Here is a 21034-nt window from a genome sequence, read left to right on the forward strand (position 1 = left end):
CCACTTATGCCTATATATCCAATTCAGTAAGCATGCTAAAACGTCTCGCCCGGTGCTCGCTCGCTTTTTTCGGGCGCCGGGTACTCTTCCATTCATCGAGATTTCAGCATGTCAGACAAGTTCTTCTACAAAGGCCGGCAGGACGCGCGCCAGCACCACACCGCCCATGGTGGCTTCCAGACCAAGGCCAGTCAGAAGAGTGGCAGCAAGAAGTTTCCGCTAACACTGGTGGTTACCAGTGAGGCGCGCAGGCAGGAGGTCGAAGCTCAGGTGGCGGAAGCCAATCTGCATGCCAACATTACTGTGGATGCCCGTGAGGGTGCGGTTGAATCCATCACCGAACTGACGGCGCTCCTGAACAAAGGGGCGACGGTGACCACGGCGAAACTGCCTTCCCGCAATGATCCTTGCCATTGCGGGAGTGGTGCCAAGTTCAAGAAGTGCTGTGGTTGACCACGCGTTTCTCAATCGCTCTGTTTCAGACCCATTTCCCAGAAATCGATTTCCAGCCGGGTGGCGTCGCTGAATATCCGGGTAAGCTGCTCGAACCTGGCGGGGGATACATCCGCCAGTCGTTCATCCAGCCACTGGATTTCCGCGTGCATGGCCTGCTGGAACTCGTCGCTTTCATACATGGCGATCCAGGCGTCATACGGGTTTTTGTCTCCCCGAATGGTTTCTGCCCGGTTATTCAGCCAATTGGCGATTTCCCCGTAGCCCACCATGCAGGGTGAGAGCGCAACATGCAGGTCGAGCAAATCGCCGCGGTTGCCCGTGTCGAGCACATAGCGTGTGTAGGCAAGGGTGGCGCGCGCTTCCGGCAGGTTGGCAAGTTCTGCTTCTGAAATGCCCCATTCCTTGCAGTAGCTGATGTGTAGGTCCAGCTCTACATCCACGATGGCCTGCAAGCCTTCCTTTGCCTGGCGGAGATCCAGCAAGGTTGGGCTTTTGTAGGCCGCCAGGGCGAAGGCGCGGGCAAACTGGATCAGGAACAGGTAATCCTGCTTGAGGTAGTGCTGAAACGCTTCGGGAGCGAGCGACGCATCGCCTAACTGCTTTACGAAACTGTGTTCAATGTAGTCGCGCCATTCTGTCCGGCAAGCCTTCCTTAGGTCTTCGAACTGATACGTCATTGTGAATATCCTTCGTCAGATTGAATGTGTTTGGGTCAGGCAACTCAACGACAAATCCTTTTCCAGCCGATAGGTATCAAAATCCTGCGCCAGAAACAGTTGGCCCTTGTAGTGCTGCATGGCTTCGGCCGCCAGTTGGTTGATGTGGGGCGCGCCTCCCGGCCCGGACTGGTAACGTGAGCTGAAATGGGTCAGCACCAGGTTGGGCAAGTGAGCCTGTTGGGCGAAGCGGGCCACCTGTTCAGCGGAGCTGTGTTGTGGCCAGGGGCCGACCCGGTCGGCCACGTCCTGGGTATAGGTGGCTTCGTGGATCAGCACGTGGGTGCCGTTGCAGGCATCGGCCAGCAGGTCCGGGGTGTCGTTGTCGCCGGCGACGATCAGGCGGCGGGCCGCGCGGGGAATGTGCGTGTATTCGTCACTTCTGAGCCGGCGGCCATCCTCCAGCGTTATATCGTTGCCTTTCTGCAATTCGCCCCAGCCGGGACCGGGCTCGATGCCTTCCGCCCTTAATTTGTCCTGAAGTAGTTGTCGCTCCAGGCTTTGCTCGGTGAACACATAGGCGCGGCAGGCGACACGATGGGACAGTGCCACATTGGTAACCCTGACGTGCTCATCCTGCCACTGGAAATCCGATGCTTCGGAATCGATGAAGTTTAGCGAGTAGCTGAGACTGGAGTCGCTGTTTGCGAGCACTGCGCTGATGAAACGTTGTACCTGGATGGGGGCAACGATGTCCAGCGGTTCCGTGCGGCCAAGCATGGAGGCGCTGGTGAGCAGCCCTGGAAGGCCGAACGTGTGATCGCCGTGGATATGGGTGATAAAGATGGCGCGCAATTGCACAACCGAGTAGCGGGTGCGAAGCAACTGGTGCTGCGTGCCTTCACCGCAGTCGATCAGGTACCAGGGTTTGGGGCCGGCGTGGCATAGGGCCAGCCCGCTCACATTTCGTGACCGTGTCGGGGTGCCGGCGGATGTGCCCAGGAAAGTGAATTCCATTATTAATCCGCCCATTGCCAGGGTGGCGCATCCAACAAACCCTGCCCCAGGACTATAGTTTCGCCAAGGTCTTTGTTCAGGGCGATGGAGCTACAGTCGCCATCCTGTTCCAGAGTTGCCACCAAACGTGGTGCGTGGGAAACGACCCACACCTGGGTTTCACGTGATGCGCGATTGATCAGGCGCCCCAAGGCAGGCAGCAAATCCGGGTGCAGGCTGGTTTCCGGTTCATTAAGCACCAATAGTGACGGTGGTCTTGGCGTGAGTAGTGCGGCTACCAGCAACAGGTAGCGAAGCGTGCCGTCCGACAGCTCCGCCTGGTTTAAGGGGCGCAGCAACCCCTCCTGCAAAAACTGCAGTATGAAACGGTTGCCGGAGTCTGCCTCAAAGTTGATGGTTGCCCCGGGAAAGGCATCCTCAATGGCATCGTACAACGCCGCCCGGTCGCCAATCTCGTGGATGGTCCGCAGAGCCGCGACCAGGCTATGGCCGTCGTGATCAAGCACCGGCGTTCGCGTACCGATTTGGGGAGTGCGGATGATGGACTGGGGATCGGTTCGGAACTGGTCGTAGAAGCGCCAGTTGCGGATGGTTTGCCGGACAGCATGAACCTCGGGCACAGCCACCGGATCGCTGATTTCGTTGAGGATGCTTTCGTAGGTGTTGAGGTGGGCGTTGTAGACTTCCCATTTACGACCGTTGCGCACTTTCACCACAGGCCCGACCCGGTCAATCAGGCAACTGCTGGGACGGCAGACGTCTCCCGCCCAAATGCACTCGCGCTTGATTTCCGGGTCAAACTGAAACATGGACGGGTCCTGGTAGCCCGCAAACCCCTGAGGGGCGGGCATACCCAGTGAGATGGCGTAGCCGAAGTCTTCACCCACGAAGCCGAGTCTGAGCCGGCTGTTCTGTTTTTTGGCAGAGCCTTGTACGGGATCGACACCGTCTTTCATGCCTTTGGTAAAGGTCTCCGGCCCTGCCCAGAACGTGTAATCCAGCCCGCCTTCCTGCGCGATCGACGAGATTAAGTTGCCCTTTGCGGTTTCAGCCAGTAACCGCAGAGACTTGTAAAGGTTGGATTTGCCGCAGCCGTTGGGCCCGGTTACCACATTGAGGCCGGTCAGGGGCGCGACGATACTCTTGAGGCTGCGGTAGTTGGATACGGCAAATGCGTTGATCATAATCTCAAGATCACTGAGTTTGGTAAAAAGGTCTCGTTATCTCAAGCGCTCTCAGCCGCTTGAATTCGGTTTCGGCCGCTCTCTTTGGCTTTGTAGAGTGCCGCATCGGCGGCAAAGACCAATTCTTCGAGACTGCTCTTGTCATCGGGAACGATGGTGGCGCAGCCCACGCTGACGGTGATGCAATCTCGCGCCGTTGAATGGTCGTGCCTGATGTCCAATGCTTCGATGGCAACGCGGGCATTTTCAGCGACCTGTATCGCACCATTTTCGTCAGTATTGGGGAGTATCAGAATGAACTCTTCTCCCCCGTAGCGCGCCACCATGTCGGTTGAGCGCTGCAGTTGCGCCTGCAGTGTTTCGGCAACCCGGATCAGGCATTCGTCACCCATCTGGTGGCCGTAATTGTCGTTGAAGTGCTTGAAGTGATCCACATCGAGCATAACCACAGATAGGGGCTGGGGCTGCCTTCGCAGGCGCAGCCAGGTGTCTTTGAGGTAGGCGTCACCGGAACGCCTGTTGGCGACGCCGGTCAGGCCATCGCGGTCGGCCAGGCGTTGCAGTTCTTCATTGAGTTCTTCCAGCTCTGCCGTGCGTTCAACCACTTTCTCTTCCAGGAGCCGGGAATGGTCCTGTACCTGGGTGTAGAGCCGGGCGTTTTCGATGGCGACAGCCGCCTGGGCGGAGAGCAGTTGAATCAATTCCACCCGGTCGTCGGTGAAGACGGCGTCGGTCAGGTTGTTCTCCATGTAGACCGCCGCCTCAAAACGTTCCCGCACGATGATAGGGACACACAGTACTGATCGTGGATGCAGGTGAATAGTGTAGGGGTCGTTCACAAACGGGCCGTCGGCCATGGCATCGTGCAGGACCACGGCTTCGCCCCTTTGAAACACCTGGCTGATCACGCTCATTGGCAGGGCGAGGGCCTTGCCCTGACGATCGCTGAGTGTTGAGTGGGTGGGGATCTCAACCTGTGGTGACGGCTGCTCTGGCCGGATTATGGCCTCGACACTGAACGCACCACCGGCCCGGACAATCAGGCAGCCCCATTGCCCACCGGCATTTTCCAGCAGAATCGCCAGGGTTTTCTGCAACAGCTGGTCCAGCACCATCTCGCCGGAGATCTCACGGGAGGCTTTCATAACCGATGCCAGGTCGAGACTGGCCAAATGGCTTCCTGGTGGGCTGAGGTGGGCCTGAACCCACTGACGAAGCACCGGGAACTCGTCCTCCAGCTGTTCTACCTTGCGTTGTGCGCCCCAGCGGTTGTATACCCCGTGGGCACCACGGAGATAACCCTCGGCTGAGCGCCCTTTACCCAGTGCCAGCAGGTGCCGTGCGGCTCGCTCAAAGGCAGTGGCCTCATCGCGCAGGAAGCCGTTTGCCCGTGCCGTGTCGATGGCCGTGTCATAGAGCTCCAGTGCGGCGTCGTGCCTGCCATCCAGGCGGGCGAGTTCTGCGGCCATCAGAAATTGAAGGTGGCGGAAATTCGCTTCGCAATTGTCCGCCCAACGGGTCATGCGCGCCAGGTCCCGTTCCAGGCGTTCTCGTGTGGCCTGTTGGTCAGCCCTGTTCATGGTGGGGAATAGAGTCGTGAGGGTGAGGTTGGCAACAATGTAGAAACGAACGAGCTGGGGCAGGGACATCGCGGACTTGATTAGCTTGTCCTGCTTTCTGACAAAGTGCAGTGCCTGTTCGTAGTTCCCGTAGAGCAGGTTGATCTCGGCACTGTAGATCTGATGATTGGCAATGCCGGTCATGAACCGGCGCGTACTCATTGCCTCGAGACACGCCTGGTCATCAAAATCATCGGTGCTCAGACTGGCCGGTGAGTGGGTGGTGCCAAGAAAATTGCGCTGCATCTGCAGGAAGAGGGAACCGGAGTCCAGCGAATCCTGGTAGGCGCACTCGCGAACGATGTCGAGGTTTTCCTGATGCAACTGGCTTGCGGTTTCCAGATCCATGCCCGGGTCCCAGATCACGCAGTCCTGGGCACTGTAGGCCAGATAGAGCAGGTCGCCGGATTGATAGCCGGCTTCGATGCCCTTGCGGAACCAGGGCGTGAGCGTTGCCCAGTGGTTGCTCCAGTGATGAACGAACATGGCGTATACATAGATAACGCGCGCCCTCAGGCTGAGGTCATCAAGCCGTTCATTGATGGCCAGGCCAACCTTGGCGTACTGATAGCCCAGGGCGGGCTCGTCCAGCTCACCACACAAAAGCATGCCGTAGGCGGCATAGGCAAACGCCGATTCCGGGCAGTTGCCCCGATGCAAAGCCAGGTTAACCGCTTTTAGCACCAGGTAGCTGAACAGCTTGCTGCCGGAGAGAAACGCGGCAGCAAAGATTTCCATCAGCAGACGCATGGCGGTCAATGTGGCTGGGTCTTCGATGACAGGAGCGCCAACCAGATCGGTGATTTCGCGGCCAGCCAGGTTCGTCAGTACCCGTTGGCGTTCGACATCGATATCGTGCTGGCTGGGGTGTTCGGTGAAATTAACACCCAATAGTGCCAGCCCCTCAATGGCAGCGTGAATAGACGCCTCCATTCTACCCAGCGTGGCATTCTGCCGGGTACGTATGGCGAGAATGTCGGCGCGATGCAGCCGGGAGTCCGCATGGTCCAGCATCTGTTCCAACCAATGGTCGGCCTCTTCGGTACGTCCGGTGAGGTAGAGGCAAAGCTGTATCTCTGACGCCAATGTGGCCATCAGTGAGGGCATCTGTGACCAGGCGTCGTCTGGCAGCAATTCCTCGGCGACCTGCAAGTAGTCGAGTGCCTGTTGATAGGCTGAGGTTTGTCGGGCGCGACTGCCGGCACGAAGGTTGAACTCGGCCAGTTGAAGGCGTTCTGACCCGGACTGGATCAGCGCACGCCCCTGATTGAGATGATTAACGATATCAATCAATTGGTCATCGGCGACCTGCCCGCCGCCGTGTTGTAACATCAGGCGCCCGACCGTTAAGTGTACCCGGGGGAGCTCGTCGGTTGCGATGAGGTTGTAGGCAGCCTGCTGCACCCGGTCATGCTGAAAACGATAGCTGGGGTTGAGCACCCGCTCTTCGTCCTGGTGTCTCGCCAGGCGATAATCACTGTGTAGCGGCAGCACGGTGTACTGTTTCAACGCCGGCAGAAGGGCCCGGGCGGTTTCCGCAACGGTATGCTCGTAGATGGTGGCGAGCGTTTGCAGGGTAAAGGTATTACCGATGCTGGCGGCCAGTTGAAGTACGTTCTGTGTTTCGTCCGGGAGCTGTCGCAGGTTATCCAGCATGAACTCAACCACGTCATGGCTGGTTTCATCCCAACTGGCCCTGTCGAGCTGCCAGTGCCATTGGCCACTGCCCGAATCTGACCAGATTGCCCCCTGGGCATGGAACTGTCGCAGCAACTCGTTGGTAAAGAAGGGGTTGCCCTGGGCGCGGTGAAACAGCATCTCGCTCAGTGTGCGGCTCGTTTCCGGCTCGCAACGCAGGGCATCGGCCACCATTTGGTCCACCGACGATTCATCAAGCGGCCCCACAGGGATCTGATGAATTCGACGATGGTTGTTGAGGTCATCCAGGAGCAATCTGAGCGGGTGCCCAGGGCCGACTTCATTGCTGCGATAGGCGCCAATCAACAACAGGTGGCTCTGGTCCCTGGAGGTGACTATACGGCGTATCAGGTCGAGGGTTGGGGTGTCGCTCCACTGCAGATCGTCCAGGAACAGCACGACCGGATGGCCTTCGCCGGCAAACACTCGCAGGAATGCGGTCAGTACCAGCTGCAACCGGTTACGGCTCTCTGAGGGTGGCAGCTCGGTCACAGGGGGTTGTTCGCCGATAATCAGCGCCAGCTCCGGTACCAGGTCGATCACCAGGGCGCCGTTGGGCCCCAGCGCACCAAGTAGTTCGGTGCGCCAGCAGTCAAGCTGGTTGTCGGGCTCTAGCATGATTTGCTGCACGAGGGCACGAAAGGTGGCTGCCAGTGCTGAGTAGGCTTCGCTTTGCTGGAACTGGTCGAACTTGCTCTGGACCAGGAAGCCGCGTTCACGGATCTGGTAGCGATCAATTTCGTTGACCAGTGCCGACTTGCCAACGCCGGAGTAGCCGTGAACCAGGCAGAAACGGGATCGTCCCTCCACCGCCTGCTCGAACAGGCCCAGCAGCTCCTGCAGCTCGCGCTCGCGGCCGTAAAGTGCCTGGGGAATCAGAAACTTCTGCAGATGGTCCTTTTCACCCAGTGTGAAGGGCAGCAGTGGCAGATCCTGTTCTATCGACGTGGTGCAACGGGATAGGTCGTGCAGCAGGCCCAGGCTGCTTTGATAACGTTCTTCCGGGGATTTGGCCAGAAGCTTCAGCACAATGTCTGAAAGGGCCTCGGGTATGTCCTCAAACACGGTGTGAGGCGCCGGAGGCAGACGACTTATGTGGCTGTGTACCCACTCCAGGGTATTGTTGGCTGTAAACGGAGGTTGGCCGGTCAGAAGTTCAAACAGCAGCAAGCCGAGGGAATAGTAGTCCGAGCGGTAGTCGAGGCTCCGATTCATGCGCCCGGTCTGTTCCGGCGACATGTAGGCCAATGCCGCCTCGGGCTGATTGGGCAGCTGTTTGGCCTGCCGCTCCTGCCCCAGCTCCGATGCTATATTGAACCCCGACAGCACCAGTGCGCCACTTCTTGAGTCAAACAGGACGTTATGGGGTGTCAGCGACTTGTGCACGATGTCCTGTGCGTGGATGTCGCTCAGAATCTGTACCAGGGCCTGGGCTATTTTCAGCGCCTGGGGCAGGGGCAAGCGTCTGTTACGGCTCTCGGCCATTACCGAGGCAAGCGAACGCTCACAGGGATCGGTGACGAGCGCCAGGTTCCCACTACCGTGTGGCAATATGTCATGAACCCTGCGTACGCCTTTCACGCCGTCGAGCCGTGAAGCAATGCTGGCTTCGTGATTGAGCGTGGCCACCTGCCTGCGGTCGGGATATTCGGTATCAAGGGTTTCAATGCAGACGTCTGCACCGTCCGAGAGTCGCCGTGCGCGATAGGCCGCCCGGCCTGCTTTTCTCCAGAGGCAGAAGGAGATTGTGTATCCGGGCAGCTGTAATTCGCTCTGCATCAGGTGCCGCTCCTGGGGATCACGCCTGGCAATGGAACACTCGATCGAAGGTGGCGCTGAAGTCCTCTTTGGCGTTGTCCAGTAGGGGTTGGCCATGGCCACAGAGAACGTGTTTGAAGTTCAGTGTTTTGAGCCGGTTAAAATCCTCGGCAGCAGGTTCCGCCGCCTGCAGCCAGACTGGGCCAATGTTGGCGGGTGTGAAGAAGCCCATCTGCTCCATTCGCTGTCGCGAGGCGTCGCAGAAGTGCTCGTCGGGTTTCAGCCAGTTCTGCAGGGCGTCACAGGCTATCAGGATGCCGCCATCCCGCTGGAGGTGGAGTACGCCTTCAGGAAGTTTGGTAGTTTGGAACTGAAATAGCGATGCGTCACTCAGGGGCAGCGTCTGGCCGAGGACGTTTGCCTCTCTTTCAGACCCGCTTTGGTCCTCCGGTTCCAGACCTGGCATCACCCAGTACTGCGCCTGGTAACGGTCAACATAGAACGCATCGTCACGCCCATGCAGAGCGCCAAGCCGAATCACGTCGGTTACTTTTCCCAGTCGGTCCAGTTCCGCCAGGCCGTCATCATCAAGGCGGACCGTATTGATGAGGATCAGCCGTTCACCGTCACGGACGATGGTCATGTTGCGGCTGAATTGCCAATCCAGGTCCATAAGGACGGTTTCCATGGCACCACTGACAAAAAACAGATCCGGCAGGATCTCTTCGATGGCATTGTGTGCCAGGGCTGGCGGGAAAGACGGCATGAGAGCTCCTCAGTCTTTATCATAGTTATAGCGGCCGACGTAGCGATACTCTCTGGCGTATTCGTTCAGATAGGCGTTGAGGTATCGCTTCTGGGCCTTGTTGAGGCGTCCGTTCCGGATATCGTCCATGGTTTCATCAACGTTGCTGCTGTCCAGCCGTCTGAGGTGAAAAAGCGTCATGTCCCTGCCTCCAAAAAAGCCTTTGAGGAAGTGGTGCAGAGGCCTCGCCTCGGACATATCAAACACGGCCCCGTAGAGGGCCGTGTACAGCGGCTGTTTTGCCAGCAACGCCCGGTCAAATGTTGGGTAGTCTCCGGGTGGTGCCGCGAACGTTGGGTGCTCATCAAGTTGATGAATGGGCTGATTGGCCAGTGACTCCAGGTATTTGCCATCCAGTCCGGCCTGGCGGCCTCCCTCCAGAACGATGTTCAGGTAACGACGGCTTGGTCGGCAGTCGTTGTCGATAAATTGGGGCATGCCCACATAGGTGAGAGCAGAGACCTTCGGGGCCATTGCCGCGCTAGGGTTATCCGGCTCTACCTCGATCTCTATGCGGTTATAGCCATGCCCGTAAGCTTCGGCCTGATCCAACAGAGAAAGCGCCTCGTCGGGGCATTCATGGAGCACGCCGAGAACCCGGTCGTCCGGGTGGCCGGTGTTTTCGATGTTGCCAACACCACCCTCATGGCGGAAGAAGTGCTGCACGTTGAAGCGTAACCGCCATCCGCGCAGCACCGCTTTCGTAGATGCCCGAGGCTCGACACCCTTCGCTCTCAGCGAGAGCATGCTCATGTTGGAGCCAAAGCCAAAGTAGTAAAACATAGATTCAATAGGTTACAGGTTAACCTGCCCTCAGGTACTTTTCTATAACCTGCCACGGCAAAGGCGGTGGCAGATTGGCTTATCAGCAATACGGCCAGGTATCGGTTTTCGCGGAGTTACCTTTACCCCGGGATATTGGGGCTTAATGGTAGTCTATATGGCATCATTATTTATGATCTCGCGTTGAAGTTATACCCGAGTATTGAAAGTGCCAAACCCCGTTCCCTTTAGCCTGAAACCATGACCTCTCTTTATTCACTATGATTCAGCATCTCACAGAAGCCCTTGTCCCTCTGCTGTCTTTGATACTCCTCGGGGCCATTCTTGGCCGAAAAACCGATTTTTTTGACGGCAAGGCATTGGCTGGCCTGGTTACCACCGTTGGAATCCCCGCGTTGCTGCTCCACTCCGTATTGAGCATGGATATGGACATTTTCGGAATGGGTGCCCTTGTAGGCATTACCGTGGCCTGGCTGGTCGTCATGGCGATGGTCACTGCACTGTTGCTTACGCTAGCTGGCCTGCCGGTGAGGTCCTATCTTCCGGCGTTGGTGCACCCGAATACGGGCAATATGGGGGTTCCGGTGTGCTTTGCGCTGTTTGGTCCGCAGTCGCTTGGGCTGGCGGTGGTGATTTCCTCGGTGATTCAGGTCAGTCATTTTACGTTGGGAATCGGCTGCCTGTCCGGGCGGTTTTCCATCAGGGCAATGCTGAAGAACGGGCCCGTCCTGGCATTGATCGCAGGTGCTTTTCTGTTGGCGACAAACATTCGCCCGCCTGGACCGGTGATGATAACGCTGGATATGCTGGGCTCGATTACCGTACCGATAATGCTAATGCAATTGGGCAGCTCTATTGCCAACCTGCGGCTGTCAGGCGCGCGGGATATGCTAAGGCCTCTCGTGTTCAGTCTGTATCGGCCATTGGGTGGTCTAGCCCTTGCGTGGGTGCTGTTGCTGATTTGGCCGTTGAGCGCCATGGAAGCGCAGGTTTTCCTGATTCAGTGTGCGATGCCGGTGGCGGTAATGAGCTACGTACTGTCGGTGCGCTATCAAGGGCCGTCGCAGGAGATCGCTTTGACTATTCCAATGTCGTTGCTGGTTTCTTTGGGGATTGCCGTAATTTTTGCCCTGTTTGCGTAGGGGGCAGCGCCCGGGATTACTGCGGCGAACATCAGGTCGGCTTGCGGCTCCAACGTATTGACGGTGCCCAGTTTCCGCAGTCACCCTGAATGAACCGTGTCTACCAGCAATCGTTTGGCCGGGCGGGAGAGTATTCTGACTGATCACACGCCAGAACAATCCGGTGACCGCGCGCTAAGAAGTGCAATGCTTGTAGCGCTTGCAGCCCTTTTCTGGGGGCTTTCGGGTGGTATCGGCGCCATCCTGCTCGCAGAAGGGTGGGGCTCGTTCGTAGTCTCGTTCTACCGGGGGATTGTCGGCCTGCTGTTTGTACTTGTCTGGCTGATTCTACGTCCTGGGAACAGCGGATTGGCCAAGCCGCGGCTCTGGTTCTGGGCGGCGGTGGCCGGCCTTGGCGTGGCGGGCAACTTCTCCTTCTATTTCCTCAGTATCTCCGAGGGCAGCGTTGCCGTCGCGGCGACCCTCATGTATTGCGCCCCGGTGTTCGTGTTTCTGGTTTCCTTTGCCATCGGGCTGGAGCAGCCAACGCCGTTCAAATGCGTGGCCATTGTCATCGTTATTGTCGGCATCGCTCTACTCACGGGTATCTATGACGTTGGCGGTAGCAGTATTACGTGGGTTGGCGTGGTTGCCGGCCTGCTTTCGGGGTTGTCCTATGCATTGTTTATTTTCGGCTTCAAGTTTGCTGCCAGGAACGGCAGCCCTCAGGCTGCTCTGGTGATCGCGTTTGCCGTGCTCGGTATTGTTCTGATCTGGCCAGCCAGCCTTGTGCAGGTCATTGCTGTGCTGGGTGCACCGGAATGGCCGATGTTCATTGCGCTGGGGGTGCTCGGTGGTGGCGTGTCTTTTATAAGCTATATCGTGGGTCTCAAGCACACCGTACCAACCGTCGCTGCCGTTGTAGCGATGGTCGAACCTGTTACCGCTACGCTCTTCGGCATTGTATTGCTCAATGAGAGCTTGGGCAGCGTCCAGTTCCTCGGCATGGGGCTCATCCTGGTCACAGTGACGGCCTTGAGCGTCTATTCGAGCAAGTCCCAGTAGTAATCAACCGGGATTCCAGCGTTCTCTGGCGATAGCCATTTGCCTTCAGAAACATGAAATCTCGCCCACAATTTGGCGTGCCGTTCGATTAGCTCCTATGTTGTCGGAAAGACTCGGGGAGAAATCGCCATGGAAGCTCTCGCAAGAAAGTTGGGTCTCAGGACCAACCCGACCATCTTTTTCACGTCCGCTGGGATCATGATCCTGTTTCTGGTTGTGCTCCTGATTGCGCCAGGCCCAATCGGAGAGGCCTTCGGAGCGGGGCGCGAATGGATCGTTACCAACCTGGGTTGGTTTTTCATTTTCGGGGTGACGAGTTGGGTAGCGTTCCTCTTGTGGGTTGCGCTCAGCCGATTCGGCGCCATCCGGCTGGGCGGCAACGACGCGAAACCGGCCTACAGTAATATCTCCTGGTTCACCATGCTGTTCGCCGGTGGCATCGGCACCGTGCTGATGTTCTGGGGCGTGGCCGAGCCCATCTCGCACTTTTCTTCCCCGCCGAGGCCGAATGTCGAGCCCTATTCGGTCGAAGCCGCCGACGATGCCATGAGCTTCGCTATCTACCACCTGGGGCTGCACACCTGGGCGATCTTCACCATGCCGGGGCTTGCCTTTGCGTATTTTATCTATCGTTACGACCTGCCGATGCGCTTCAGTTCGGTGTTCTATCCGTTGATCGGCGACCGCATATACGGGCCTCTCGGCAAGACTCTCGATGTGTTCGCAATCCTCGGCACGCTGTTCGGTGTGGCGGTGTCAATCGGGCTGGGCACGCAGCAGATCAACGCCGGGCTGACTGAGTTGTTTGGCATTCCGGATGCGGTAATCACCAAGGTGCTGATCATTGCCATCCTGACGGCCGTCGCTGTGGGGTCGATCGTCGCCGGGCTGGACTCTGGTGTGAAGCGGTTGTCCAACATCAATATCGGTATGGCCGTTGGCCTGATGGTATTCGTGCTCTTTACCGGTTCGACGGTTTTCCTTCTGCGAGCCGTGGTTGAGACGTTTGGCCTCTACATATCGAACCTGCTGCCCATGGCCTTCTGGAACGACACACTTGCAAGCTATACCGGCGACGATGGCGGCTGGGGATGGCAGGGCAGCTGGACGGTATTCTACTGGGCCTGGACGGTGACCTGGTCGCCCTTTATCGGAATCTTCGTGGCGCGGATTTCACGGGGGCGGACCATCCGTGAATTCGTGCTCGGGGTCCTGTTCGCGCCATCAATCTTCACCCTGATCTGGTTCGCCATTTTCGGCTGGTCAGCAATGCAGATCGATGGCATTGGGCCGGAGGCCAGGGAGGCGCTGGGCGAACAGGCGGGGGTGTTGTCACAAGCCGTAGGGGAAAGTGTTCCCCTGGCCATGTTCGCGTTCTTCGAAAACTTTCCGGGGGCTACGTTGATTCAGGGCCTGGCGGTTGTGATTGTCGCCATCTTCTTCGCGACCTCATCGGACTCCGCTTCCCTGGTGGTCGATATGTTATGCACGGGCTCGCCGGACCCGGGCCCCTGGCATCAACGCGTTTTCTGGGGTGTGTCTGAAGGCATGCTGGCAGCGATGCTGATCGTACTTGCCGGTGACGCCGGGCTGACCGCGTTGCAGGAAGTGATCACCGTGGTTGGCCTGCCGATGTTCATCCTCGTATTCGCCATGATGTTTGCCCTGTTCCGCGGCCTGGCCCAGGAGAAACTCAGCGAAGTGAGGGTGGGCAGTCCACCGCGGCCGGAGCAGTTGTGAACTGACCTGAATTGGTTGCTGATCACTGTTGATGGCTGGCCGAGGCCAGCCATCCTGGAGTCAGGAAAGGTGATGAACGTTTTCCATACCGTACACCGGCGTGTCGATGCCCTCCTTTCGGGCTTTCAGTTGAAGTGCGAGATACAGCGAGTAGTGGCGTGACTGGTGCAGGTTGCCCCCGTGGAACCAGAGCGCTTCCTGTTGCGTTGGCTTCCACATATTGCGCAGCTCGCCTTCCCATGGGCCAGGGTCCTTGGTGGTGTCTGATCCCATACCCCAGCACTTTCCGACTTTATCGGCGACCTCTTGGGATATGATTCGAGCCGCCCAGCCATTCATTGAGCCGAAGCCGGTGGCATAAACAATCAGGTCGGCCGGCAGTTCGGTGCCATCCGTCAGGGTGACAGAGCGGGGGGTGATGCGTTCAATGCCGACCCCGCTTTTGAGCTTGATTTCGCCCTGGGCGACAAGTTCGGATGCACCGACATCGATGTAATAGCCTGAGCCACGGCGCAGGTATTTCATGAACAGCCCTGAGCCATCATCGCCGAAGTCCAGCAGGAACCCTGCTCGCTCCAGCCGACTGTAGAAGTCCGCATCCTGTTCGGCGACCTGCTCGTAAACCGGGATGTGCATATCGGGCATGATTTTGAAGGGCACCGACGCAAATGTGAGATCGGCCTTTTCTGTGGTCATGCCGTTCTGTACCGCCTCTTCGGAGTAGAGTGGGCCTAGCACCAGCTCCATCAGAGTGTCGGACTTGATGATGTGGGTTGATGAACGCTGAACCATGGTGACGTCGGCGTCGTTCTCCCATAACGCAGCGCAGATATCGTGTGCGGAGTTATTTCCACCCAGGACTACGCACTTCATGCCTTTATAGGCAGCGCCACCGGGGTGTTTGCTGGAGTGGTGTTGCTCGCCTTCAAAACTGTCCATTCCGGGAATGTCGGGTATGTTGGGGATGCCCGACATGCCGGTAGCCAGGACGAGCTGCTTGGGGCGAAGGGTGACTTGCTCTCCGTCCCGAACCACTTCCACGACCCATTCCTGACTGGCCTCATCGTATCGCGCACCCGTGCACTCCGTTGAGCTCCAGTAGTTGAGCTCCATAATCTTGGTGTACATTTCGAGCCAGTCGCCGATTTTGTCTTTCGGCGCGAAAACGGGCCAGTGGTCCGGGAACGGCAGGTAAGGCATGTGGTCGTACCAGACCGGGTCATGCAGGCAAAGAGACTTGTAGCGGTTGCGCCAGGAATCGCCTGGATTCGGGTTTCGCTCGATCACAATCGTTGGCACGTCCAGTTGCCGCAGACGGGCGGCCAGGCCAATGCCCCCTTGTCCACCGCCGATGATCACGCAGTAGGGCTGGCGGCTGTATCCCAGTTCCTGTTCTTCGTCCTGCTTTGCCTCAAGCCAGGTTTTCCGTGACTTGGTCGCTCCATGCTGAGCGCCTTTGGGTCGAAGAAAGTTTTTCTTCTCGGGAAACTCCTTTAATTCCTGCATGGTGGTCAGCAGGGTCCAGGCACCGCCATCGCGAAGCCGGATGTGCCCTTTACCCAGAGCATCCCTGGTTTCGAAGGTAATCCAGGCTTCGGTCACGCCGTCCTGTTCTGTCGCGTCTTCGGCAACCTTCCAATTGCTGGGGAGGACATGTTTCGAGGTCTGTTCCAGCATGTCGCGGATATGGTCCCGGCCCTCCAGGGTTTTTATGTTCCAGGTTATTGCAACAAGATCTCTCCAGAAGCCGTTTGCTTCAAACAGTTCCGCCGCCCTTCCAGGATCGCTCGACTGCAGTATCTCGCTGAACCCGTCAAGCCACTGCTGAACTCGTTGGGTGGGGGTGATTTGGGTTTCGGTCATCACGGTTCTCCAGATTTCCATTGTTTTTGTTGGCGGGGAGTCTTTGATCCCCGGTGCGTTGTTGAACACGCTAATAGGAACGGAGCAGATGACGTGCCACATCGGTCTCCAAGGGCTTTTTATTTTCCAGGTATCTGAAATAAAGGGGTTTCAGGGATTTTTGTGAAAGGAGGAGGGGGTGGCGGAGCCATGTGGCAGAAGGCCCTGGCATTACGGCTGTAATGCGATTGCCTGTAAATGCGTTACAGGTGTAACGATCACTCAGGCACTAAAGGAGGATGTTGATGCCGGGTAATCCGGTATAGGCTGTCAGAACGACGAAGCAGTATCTCATCGTAAATGACAACAACAATATCAGAGCAATGCAGGAGCTTGGCATGACGATGCAACAGGCACAGCGGCGCCACATAGATACGATTCTAAGTTATACGGATGAAGGCGTGTGTGCGGCTTTATCTCCGGAGTCCGAACTGATTGGTCGCTCATGGAAGCGATGTATTGACGAGTACGGACTGGACCCGAGCCAGCCGCGTCGTGCCCGGATCGTGACTCATCAAACCCTGAGGGAGCATCAGGACTCGGTCGATGAATTTCTCAACGTGGCTCGGGCCGGCGTTGAGCAACTGTATATGAATATCGCAAAGCTGGGTTATGTGCTGTTGTTGACGGATCACCGGGGCATTACCGTGCAGTTTCTGGGGGATCGGCGTTCTGACCAACGTTTGCGTAAAGCCGGTTTGTACCTGGGGGCCGATTGGAGTGAGAAGTACGCGGGCACCTGTGCTGTGGGTACGTGTATTGAAGAGGGGCAGGCCCTGACATGTCACCGGGTCGACCATTTCGATGCAACCCATATAAGCTTGACCTGCACCTCGGCGCCCATTCTTGATCCGCTGGGCAACCTGCTTGCGGTACTCGATATTTCGGCTCTGGATTCGCCTGATCCACACAGCAGCCAGACGTTTGCACTGCACCTTACCCAGCTCTACGCCCGCATGATTGAGGACGCCTATTTCCTCCGCCGTTATCGCAATCAGACGGTCTTCCGGTGTGATGCCTCGCGGGAGTTTGTGCAGGTAAATGGCCAGTACCTGTTCGCCATTGACGGGGATGGGTGCGTGGAGGCCGCCAATACAGCCGGTCGTTCACTCATGTGGAGCCATGGAAACGGCAGCGATACCAAGCTGACCAGCCTGTTTGAATGCGAGTTAAGGGACATCTGGAGCATCCCTTACGATCAGGATGATCAGGTCAGGGCGTTCAGGCACTGCATCAGTGGCAATACCTTTTTTGCAGCGTTGATCCAGCCTAGGATCAAGTCGACGGCTTCCGCATCTTCTGACGCCCTGCCCACTGATGAATCTGTGCCTGAGCTAGATGCGCTGGCAGCGGATGACCCCGTCATGAGGCGAACTCTTGGCCTTGCCAAACGACTGAGGAACAGAGATGTCGGGCTGCTGGTGCTGGGTGAGACCGGCACGGGCAAGGAAGTGCTTGCCCGGGCAATACACCAGTCCAGCCACCGCTCCCGACGGGCGTTTGTTGCCGTAAACTGCGCAGCCATTCCCGAGTCACTGATCGAGAGCGAGCTTTTCGGGTACGTGGCGGGCGCGTTTACCGGTGCGCGGGCCAGAGGAATGCGGGGAATGATCCAGCAGGCGGATGGTGGGACATTGTTCCTGGACGAAATCGGGGATATGCCCCTGCAGCTCCAGACCCGGCTGCTGCGGGTGCTGGCGGAAGGCGAAATTCTGCCAGTGGGCGCCGACAGTCCCGTGAAAGTGAACTGTCGCGTGATAGCCGCCACGCACCAGGACCTGGGCCAACTGATTGAACATGGTGCGTTCCGCGCTGACCTCTATTACCGGCTGAATGGGGCCACGCTGCGCTTGCCCTCTCTGGGAGAAAGGGCTGACCGACAGCATGTCATTAACCGGGTACTCACACACCTGATCGACCAGGGACAGCTGCCCGATGTTCGAATCCGGGCAGATGCGATGAGTGCGCTGCTTGCCTATGACTGGCCGGGTAACATTCGTCAGCTTGTTAATGCACTGGCGTTTGCAGAAGCTACCTGCGACGATGGACAGATCACGGCCAATGACCTACCAGACGAGTGCTTGAGAGATCCTGCGATCGCGGCAACGAGCGTTGAGCGGGATGTCGACCCCGACGAGAGCGATCCGTTATTGGCGGCACTAAAGAAATATCGCTGGAACGTCTCTGAGGTCGCACGTCGTTATGGAGTGTCACGCCCGACTATCTATCGCTGGATGCAGCAGCAGGCGATTGAGGCGCCGAGGTTCCAAAGCAAAATATAAGTCTACGCTGCATTATATCTGCTTGTAGACCACCTCTGACAACCGGCTGCGGTTGCCATCCGTATCCAGGGTGCGGATAGCGAAGTACCAGGTGCCTTCGGTGAGCTCGTCCACCAGCAACTCGTCGATAGAGGCGTCGCCAACGGCCAGGCTTTGGTCCAGGCTGTCCTCGCTGTTGCCGTAAACCACCTCAAAGCCGGCAATTTCGCCCATTGCGAGACTGTCTCCATTTTCTCTGGTGAGCGGCGCGGTCCAGCTTAGCAGGGCTGCGTTGGCCGGAACGGTGTCCTCGGGGCTTGGCTCGGGGGCCGGCGGTTCGCTGGTGTCGTTGTCCGTTCCGTTGTCGGCGACAGTATCTCCAGTGCTGTTGTCGTCACTGGTATCGGGCTCTGGTGTATCGACAACGCTGGTGTCGTCTTCGCCGTATACCTCTGCAATGGTCTTGAAGCGTTGTACGTAGCGGTATTCGGCCACCACGAGTCTCTGGCTGATGACGCTCGAGTCCACCTTGGCCTGCAGCTCAGAGGCCTGCACTGCTGCGGCAGACACGAGATCGGCCAGAGCGATGTTTTCGCCGTCGCCCATCAGGCTGATCTGGCCGGTTTCGAGAATCTGGGTTGCCACGTTGTTCAGGACATCGGAAATGTTGTTCCATTGGGCGTTGTTGTTGACCAGGGCAAGGAAAGCCGCATTGGCAACGGCGACCTGCAGGGCATCGGCAGACACGCCGTTAAACTCGTCCAGGCGAGTCAGGTCTGGCGGGTCGAGGCGCAAGGAGCCCGCTGCCAGGCCAAACCAGCTTTCAACCCTTTCATAGGCCCCAGAGAGTGCATCGGGGGAGAGCCCGTTCTCGCTACGCTCAGCCAGCGCCACGGCCAAATGGGTCAGCGGCGTGAGGTTGACGGTCTCCATGCGAAGATCACCGGCTCCGCGCAGACTGAAACTATCGTCCAGCATCATGGTGTCGCCAAAGGCAACCGGCTCGGCGCCGCTGCGTTCGCATTGGGGAACGACGTCGCAAGTCATGCGGGTATTACTGTCAGCGGTAAGTTCTACCAAAGCCCAGCTGTCCGCCTTTCCTCGCAATTGCCACACATAACTACCGTCGTTTGCTGTCAAAACCGGTTTTGCGGCCTGTCGCTGTGGAGCATAGTAGCCGTCTTTGTCGGATATCAGGCGAGTGGCGGTCACCAGGCCTTGTTGAATAACGCCTTTCATGGCGGCGCCGGCAAGCTCAACCGTTTCAGCCGCCGGAGTGGTTGACGCTTCTGACTGTGGTGTCGTGGCGTTGTCTGAGGACGTCATGTCGAGACCGCAGCCCGAAAGCAGAACCGCTAGAGATAGAGTCAGCAGTCCATGCTTCGTTAAATTATTGCCGCAAGTTGACATTGTTTCGCACCAATTTATTGACGAGTTCGGACGAATCTTACAGCGGCATTTTTCGGTTATATGCGGTCTGGTTCAGGGTTTTTCGGGTGAGAATCGTCAGGAAGTTGGCGCTTACAGAGCGATACACGGTGAGACTGAGCGTTACATGCTCTCGGGGCGATTTTGGTTCCTTAGTTCGCTGTTATTTATACATTTTATGCAATCGACCCGGCAGCCGGGACATTTGCTTGGGCGCGGAGGGACTATTAGCGATTACAAATTTAAACGGTGGGCAGGAGTTGGATATACCTCTAAGTATTAATACGTAGTTTTTTTGCGGCGTTCTAAGTAATCACTGCGTATTGGTTTGGTCATTCCTACGGATTGTTAGTTCTCGCTCAAATCGTGACCATAAGTCGCGAATGACGACCCGAGCATCGTTCTAATACAACAAACACAACAGGAACAAGATCATGAAAAACTTCTTGAAAGCTGCTGCGACCGCCGCAGTGGTGTTCTCCGTGCTGTTCACGTCCTTTGCCCACGCTGCTGATAAGAGCTACACCCTCCGACTCGCAGAAACCTGGGGGCCGAACTTCCCGATTTTCGGTGATGCCACCAAGAACATGGCGGAAATGGCCGAAAAAATGTCCAACGGCCGGCTCAAGATCCGGATCGACTCCGCCAACCGCCACAAAGCGCCTTTTGGCGTCTTTGATATGGTTAAAGCGGGCCAATACGATATGGGCCATTCAGCGTCTTATTATTGGAAGGGCAAAGTGCCCAACACCCTTTACTTCACCAGTATGCCGTTTGGTATGAACGCTCAGGAGCAATGGGCGTGGTTCTACCACGGTGGCGGTATGGAGCTGATGCAGGAAGTGTACGAGCCCCATAACATGCTGTCGTTCCCGGGCGGTAATACGGGCAACCAGATGGGCGGCTGGTTCCGCAAAGAAATCAAAACCCTGGAAGACCTCGACGGGCTGAAAATGCGAATCCCCGGGTTTGCTGGCGAAGTCTTTGCCGAAGTTGGCGTTAATCCTACCAACATCCCGCCGGGAGAGCTTTACACTGCCCTGGAGCGCAACACCATCGATGCGGTTGAGTGGGTAGGCCCGGCCCTGGACCTGCGTCTGGGTTTTCAGCAGATTGCTGACTATTACTACACCGGCTGGCATGAACCCGCCACCGAGTTGCAGTTCCTGATCAACAAGGATGTCTGGGAGGACCTGCCGGCGGATCTGCAGGAAGTTCTGCGTGTCTCTATGCGTACGGCATCCTACGACATGCTGACCCAATCCGTGCATGCCAATGCACAAGCTTGGGCATCCATTCGTGACGAGTACCCGAACGTCAAGGTCAAAACCTTCCCGGACGATATCTTCAAAGCCATGGTCGCGGCTAACGAAAAGGTCCTGGAAGCGTATTCCAGGGATAACGAGCAAGGTCAGCGCATTATCAAGTCACAGCAGGCCTATCTGGACAAAACACGTGCTTACATCGACATCTCCGAGCGCGCCTACCTGAACACCATGGCCGAACTGGAAGAGTAAGTTTCCCGCCATTGGCCGGATGCT

14 protein-coding genes are annotated in these 21034 nt (G+C 57.4%); 6 read left to right on the plus strand and 8 right to left on the minus strand.

The window, feature by feature from the left end; all coding sequences use genetic code 11:
* Nucleotides 1–108 precede the first annotated feature (108 nt).
* Nucleotides 109–453: a PBPRA1643 family SWIM/SEC-C metal-binding motif protein gene (locus SIC19_RS14930; RefSeq protein WP_085679529.1), complete on the plus strand. Its 345-nt coding sequence runs from the start codon at nucleotides 109–111 to the stop codon at nucleotides 451–453.
* Between the two features lie 11 nt (nucleotides 454–464).
* Here the strand turns inward: SIC19_RS14930 and tenA are convergent, their stop codons facing one another.
* From tenA to SIC19_RS14960, 6 genes are read right to left on the minus strand one after another with little or no spacing between them, the layout of a single operon-like run.
* Nucleotides 465–1133 (minus strand): thiaminase II, encoded by a 669-nt coding sequence (gene tenA, locus SIC19_RS14935; RefSeq protein ID WP_085679532.1) that lies wholly within the window; start codon nucleotides 1131–1133, stop codon nucleotides 465–467.
* 15 nt (nucleotides 1134–1148) lie between these two features.
* Nucleotides 1149–2129 carry a ribonuclease Z gene (locus SIC19_RS14940; protein ID WP_127401774.1) on the minus strand — a complete coding sequence of 327 codons (981 nt, stop codon included), beginning with the start codon at nucleotides 2127–2129 and terminating at the stop codon, nucleotides 1149–1151.
* 2 nt (nucleotides 2130–2131) lie between these two features.
* Nucleotides 2132–3313 carry an AAA family ATPase gene (locus SIC19_RS14945; RefSeq protein ID WP_127401773.1) on the minus strand — a complete coding sequence of 394 codons (1182 nt, stop codon included), beginning with the start codon at nucleotides 3311–3313 and terminating at the stop codon, nucleotides 2132–2134.
* 41 nt (nucleotides 3314–3354) lie between these two features.
* Nucleotides 3355–8409, minus strand: coding sequence for a diguanylate cyclase (locus SIC19_RS14950; RefSeq protein WP_127401772.1), 5055 nt, complete (start codon nucleotides 8407–8409; stop codon nucleotides 3355–3357).
* Nucleotides 8410–8428: 19 nt separating this feature from the next.
* On the minus strand, nucleotides 8429–9154 hold the full coding sequence (locus SIC19_RS14955; protein ID WP_075196979.1) for a hypothetical protein: 726 nt from the start codon (nucleotides 9152–9154) through the stop codon (nucleotides 8429–8431).
* A gap of 9 nt (nucleotides 9155–9163) precedes the next feature.
* Nucleotides 9164–9946 (minus strand): gamma-glutamylcyclotransferase family protein, encoded by a 783-nt coding sequence (locus SIC19_RS14960; RefSeq protein ID WP_412535531.1) that lies wholly within the window; start codon nucleotides 9944–9946, stop codon nucleotides 9164–9166.
* 290 nt (nucleotides 9947–10236) lie between these two features.
* On the opposite strand from SIC19_RS14960, the gene SIC19_RS14965 reads away from it, so the two are divergent.
* The 3 genes from SIC19_RS14965 (at nucleotide 10237) to SIC19_RS14975 (ending at nucleotide 13902) form a co-directional block, all read left to right on the plus strand.
* Nucleotides 10237–11118, plus strand: coding sequence for an AEC family transporter (locus SIC19_RS14965; RefSeq protein ID WP_127401770.1), 882 nt, complete (start codon nucleotides 10237–10239; stop codon nucleotides 11116–11118).
* A gap of 186 nt (nucleotides 11119–11304) precedes the next feature.
* Nucleotides 11305–12162, plus strand: coding sequence for an EamA family transporter (locus SIC19_RS14970; RefSeq protein ID WP_075196981.1), 858 nt, complete (start codon nucleotides 11305–11307; stop codon nucleotides 12160–12162).
* 129 nt (nucleotides 12163–12291) lie between these two features.
* Nucleotides 12292–13902: a BCCT family transporter gene (locus SIC19_RS14975; protein WP_127401769.1), complete on the plus strand. Its 1611-nt coding sequence runs from the start codon at nucleotides 12292–12294 to the stop codon at nucleotides 13900–13902.
* 60 nt (nucleotides 13903–13962) lie between these two features.
* Here SIC19_RS14975 and SIC19_RS14980 read toward each other — a convergent pair whose 3' ends face one another.
* Nucleotides 13963–15765 carry a flavin-containing monooxygenase gene (locus tag SIC19_RS14980; RefSeq protein WP_127401768.1) on the minus strand — a complete coding sequence of 601 codons (1803 nt, stop codon included), beginning with the start codon at nucleotides 15763–15765 and terminating at the stop codon, nucleotides 13963–13965.
* Nucleotides 15766–16142: 377 nt separating this feature from the next.
* Between SIC19_RS14980 and SIC19_RS14985 the strand changes: the two genes are divergently transcribed.
* Nucleotides 16143–18086 carry a sigma-54-dependent Fis family transcriptional regulator gene (locus tag SIC19_RS14985; RefSeq protein WP_075196984.1) on the plus strand — a complete coding sequence of 648 codons (1944 nt, stop codon included), beginning with the start codon at nucleotides 16143–16145 and terminating at the stop codon, nucleotides 18084–18086.
* Nucleotides 18087–18098: 12 nt separating this feature from the next.
* Here the strand turns inward: SIC19_RS14985 and SIC19_RS14990 are convergent, their stop codons facing one another.
* Complete coding sequence (locus SIC19_RS14990) at nucleotides 18099–19391, minus strand: hypothetical protein (protein ID WP_127401767.1); 1293 nt, start codon at nucleotides 19389–19391, stop codon at nucleotides 18099–18101.
* A gap of 536 nt (nucleotides 19392–19927) precedes the next feature.
* Here SIC19_RS14990 and SIC19_RS14995 point away from each other — a divergent pair.
* Complete coding sequence (locus SIC19_RS14995; protein ID WP_007152684.1) at nucleotides 19928–21010, plus strand: TRAP transporter substrate-binding protein; 1083 nt, start codon at nucleotides 19928–19930, stop codon at nucleotides 21008–21010.
* The last annotated feature ends 24 nt before the right edge of the window (nucleotides 21011–21034 follow it).

It is taken from the genome of Marinobacter sp. MIT930201, assembly GCF_047122665.1.
In the GTDB taxonomy this organism is placed as follows: Bacteria; Pseudomonadota; Gammaproteobacteria; order Pseudomonadales; family Oleiphilaceae; genus Marinobacter; species Marinobacter salarius.

Excerpts from the sequence above, each read along its gene's own strand:
- SIC19_RS14995 (WP_007152684.1), top strand. The coding sequence starts at position 19,928 with ATGAAAAACTTCTTGAAAGCTGCTGCGACCGCCGCAGTGGTGTTCTCC.
- SIC19_RS14930 (WP_085679529.1), top strand. The coding sequence starts at position 109 with ATGTCAGACAAGTTCTTCTACAAAGGCCGGCAGGACGCGCGCCAGCAC.
- SIC19_RS14975 (WP_127401769.1), top strand. The coding sequence starts at position 12,292 with ATGGAAGCTCTCGCAAGAAAGTTGGGTCTCAGGACCAACCCGACCATC.
- SIC19_RS14945 (WP_127401773.1), bottom strand. The coding sequence starts at position 3,313 with ATGATCAACGCATTTGCCGTATCCAACTACCGCAGCCTCAAGAGTATC.
- tenA (WP_085679532.1), bottom strand. The coding sequence starts at position 1,133 with ATGACGTATCAGTTCGAAGACCTAAGGAAGGCTTGCCGGACAGAATGG.
- SIC19_RS14950 (WP_127401772.1), bottom strand. The coding sequence starts at position 8,409 with ATGCAGAGCGAATTACAGCTGCCCGGATACACAATCTCCTTCTGCCTC.
- SIC19_RS14970 (WP_075196981.1), top strand. The coding sequence starts at position 11,305 with ATGCTTGTAGCGCTTGCAGCCCTTTTCTGGGGGCTTTCGGGTGGTATC.
- SIC19_RS14980 (WP_127401768.1), bottom strand. The coding sequence starts at position 15,765 with ATGACCGAAACCCAAATCACCCCCACCCAACGAGTTCAGCAGTGGCTT.
- SIC19_RS14965 (WP_127401770.1), top strand. The coding sequence starts at position 10,237 with ATGATTCAGCATCTCACAGAAGCCCTTGTCCCTCTGCTGTCTTTGATA.
- SIC19_RS14990 (WP_127401767.1), bottom strand. The coding sequence starts at position 19,391 with ATGACGTCCTCAGACAACGCCACGACACCACAGTCAGAAGCGTCAACC.
- SIC19_RS14940 (WP_127401774.1), bottom strand. The coding sequence starts at position 2,129 with ATGGAATTCACTTTCCTGGGCACATCCGCCGGCACCCCGACACGGTCA.
- SIC19_RS14955 (WP_075196979.1), bottom strand. The coding sequence starts at position 9,154 with ATGCCGTCTTTCCCGCCAGCCCTGGCACACAATGCCATCGAAGAGATC.
- SIC19_RS14960 (WP_412535531.1), bottom strand. The coding sequence starts at position 9,946 with ATGAGCATGCTCTCGCTGAGAGCGAAGGGTGTCGAGCCTCGGGCATCT.
- SIC19_RS14985 (WP_075196984.1), top strand. The coding sequence starts at position 16,143 with ATGACGATGCAACAGGCACAGCGGCGCCACATAGATACGATTCTAAGT.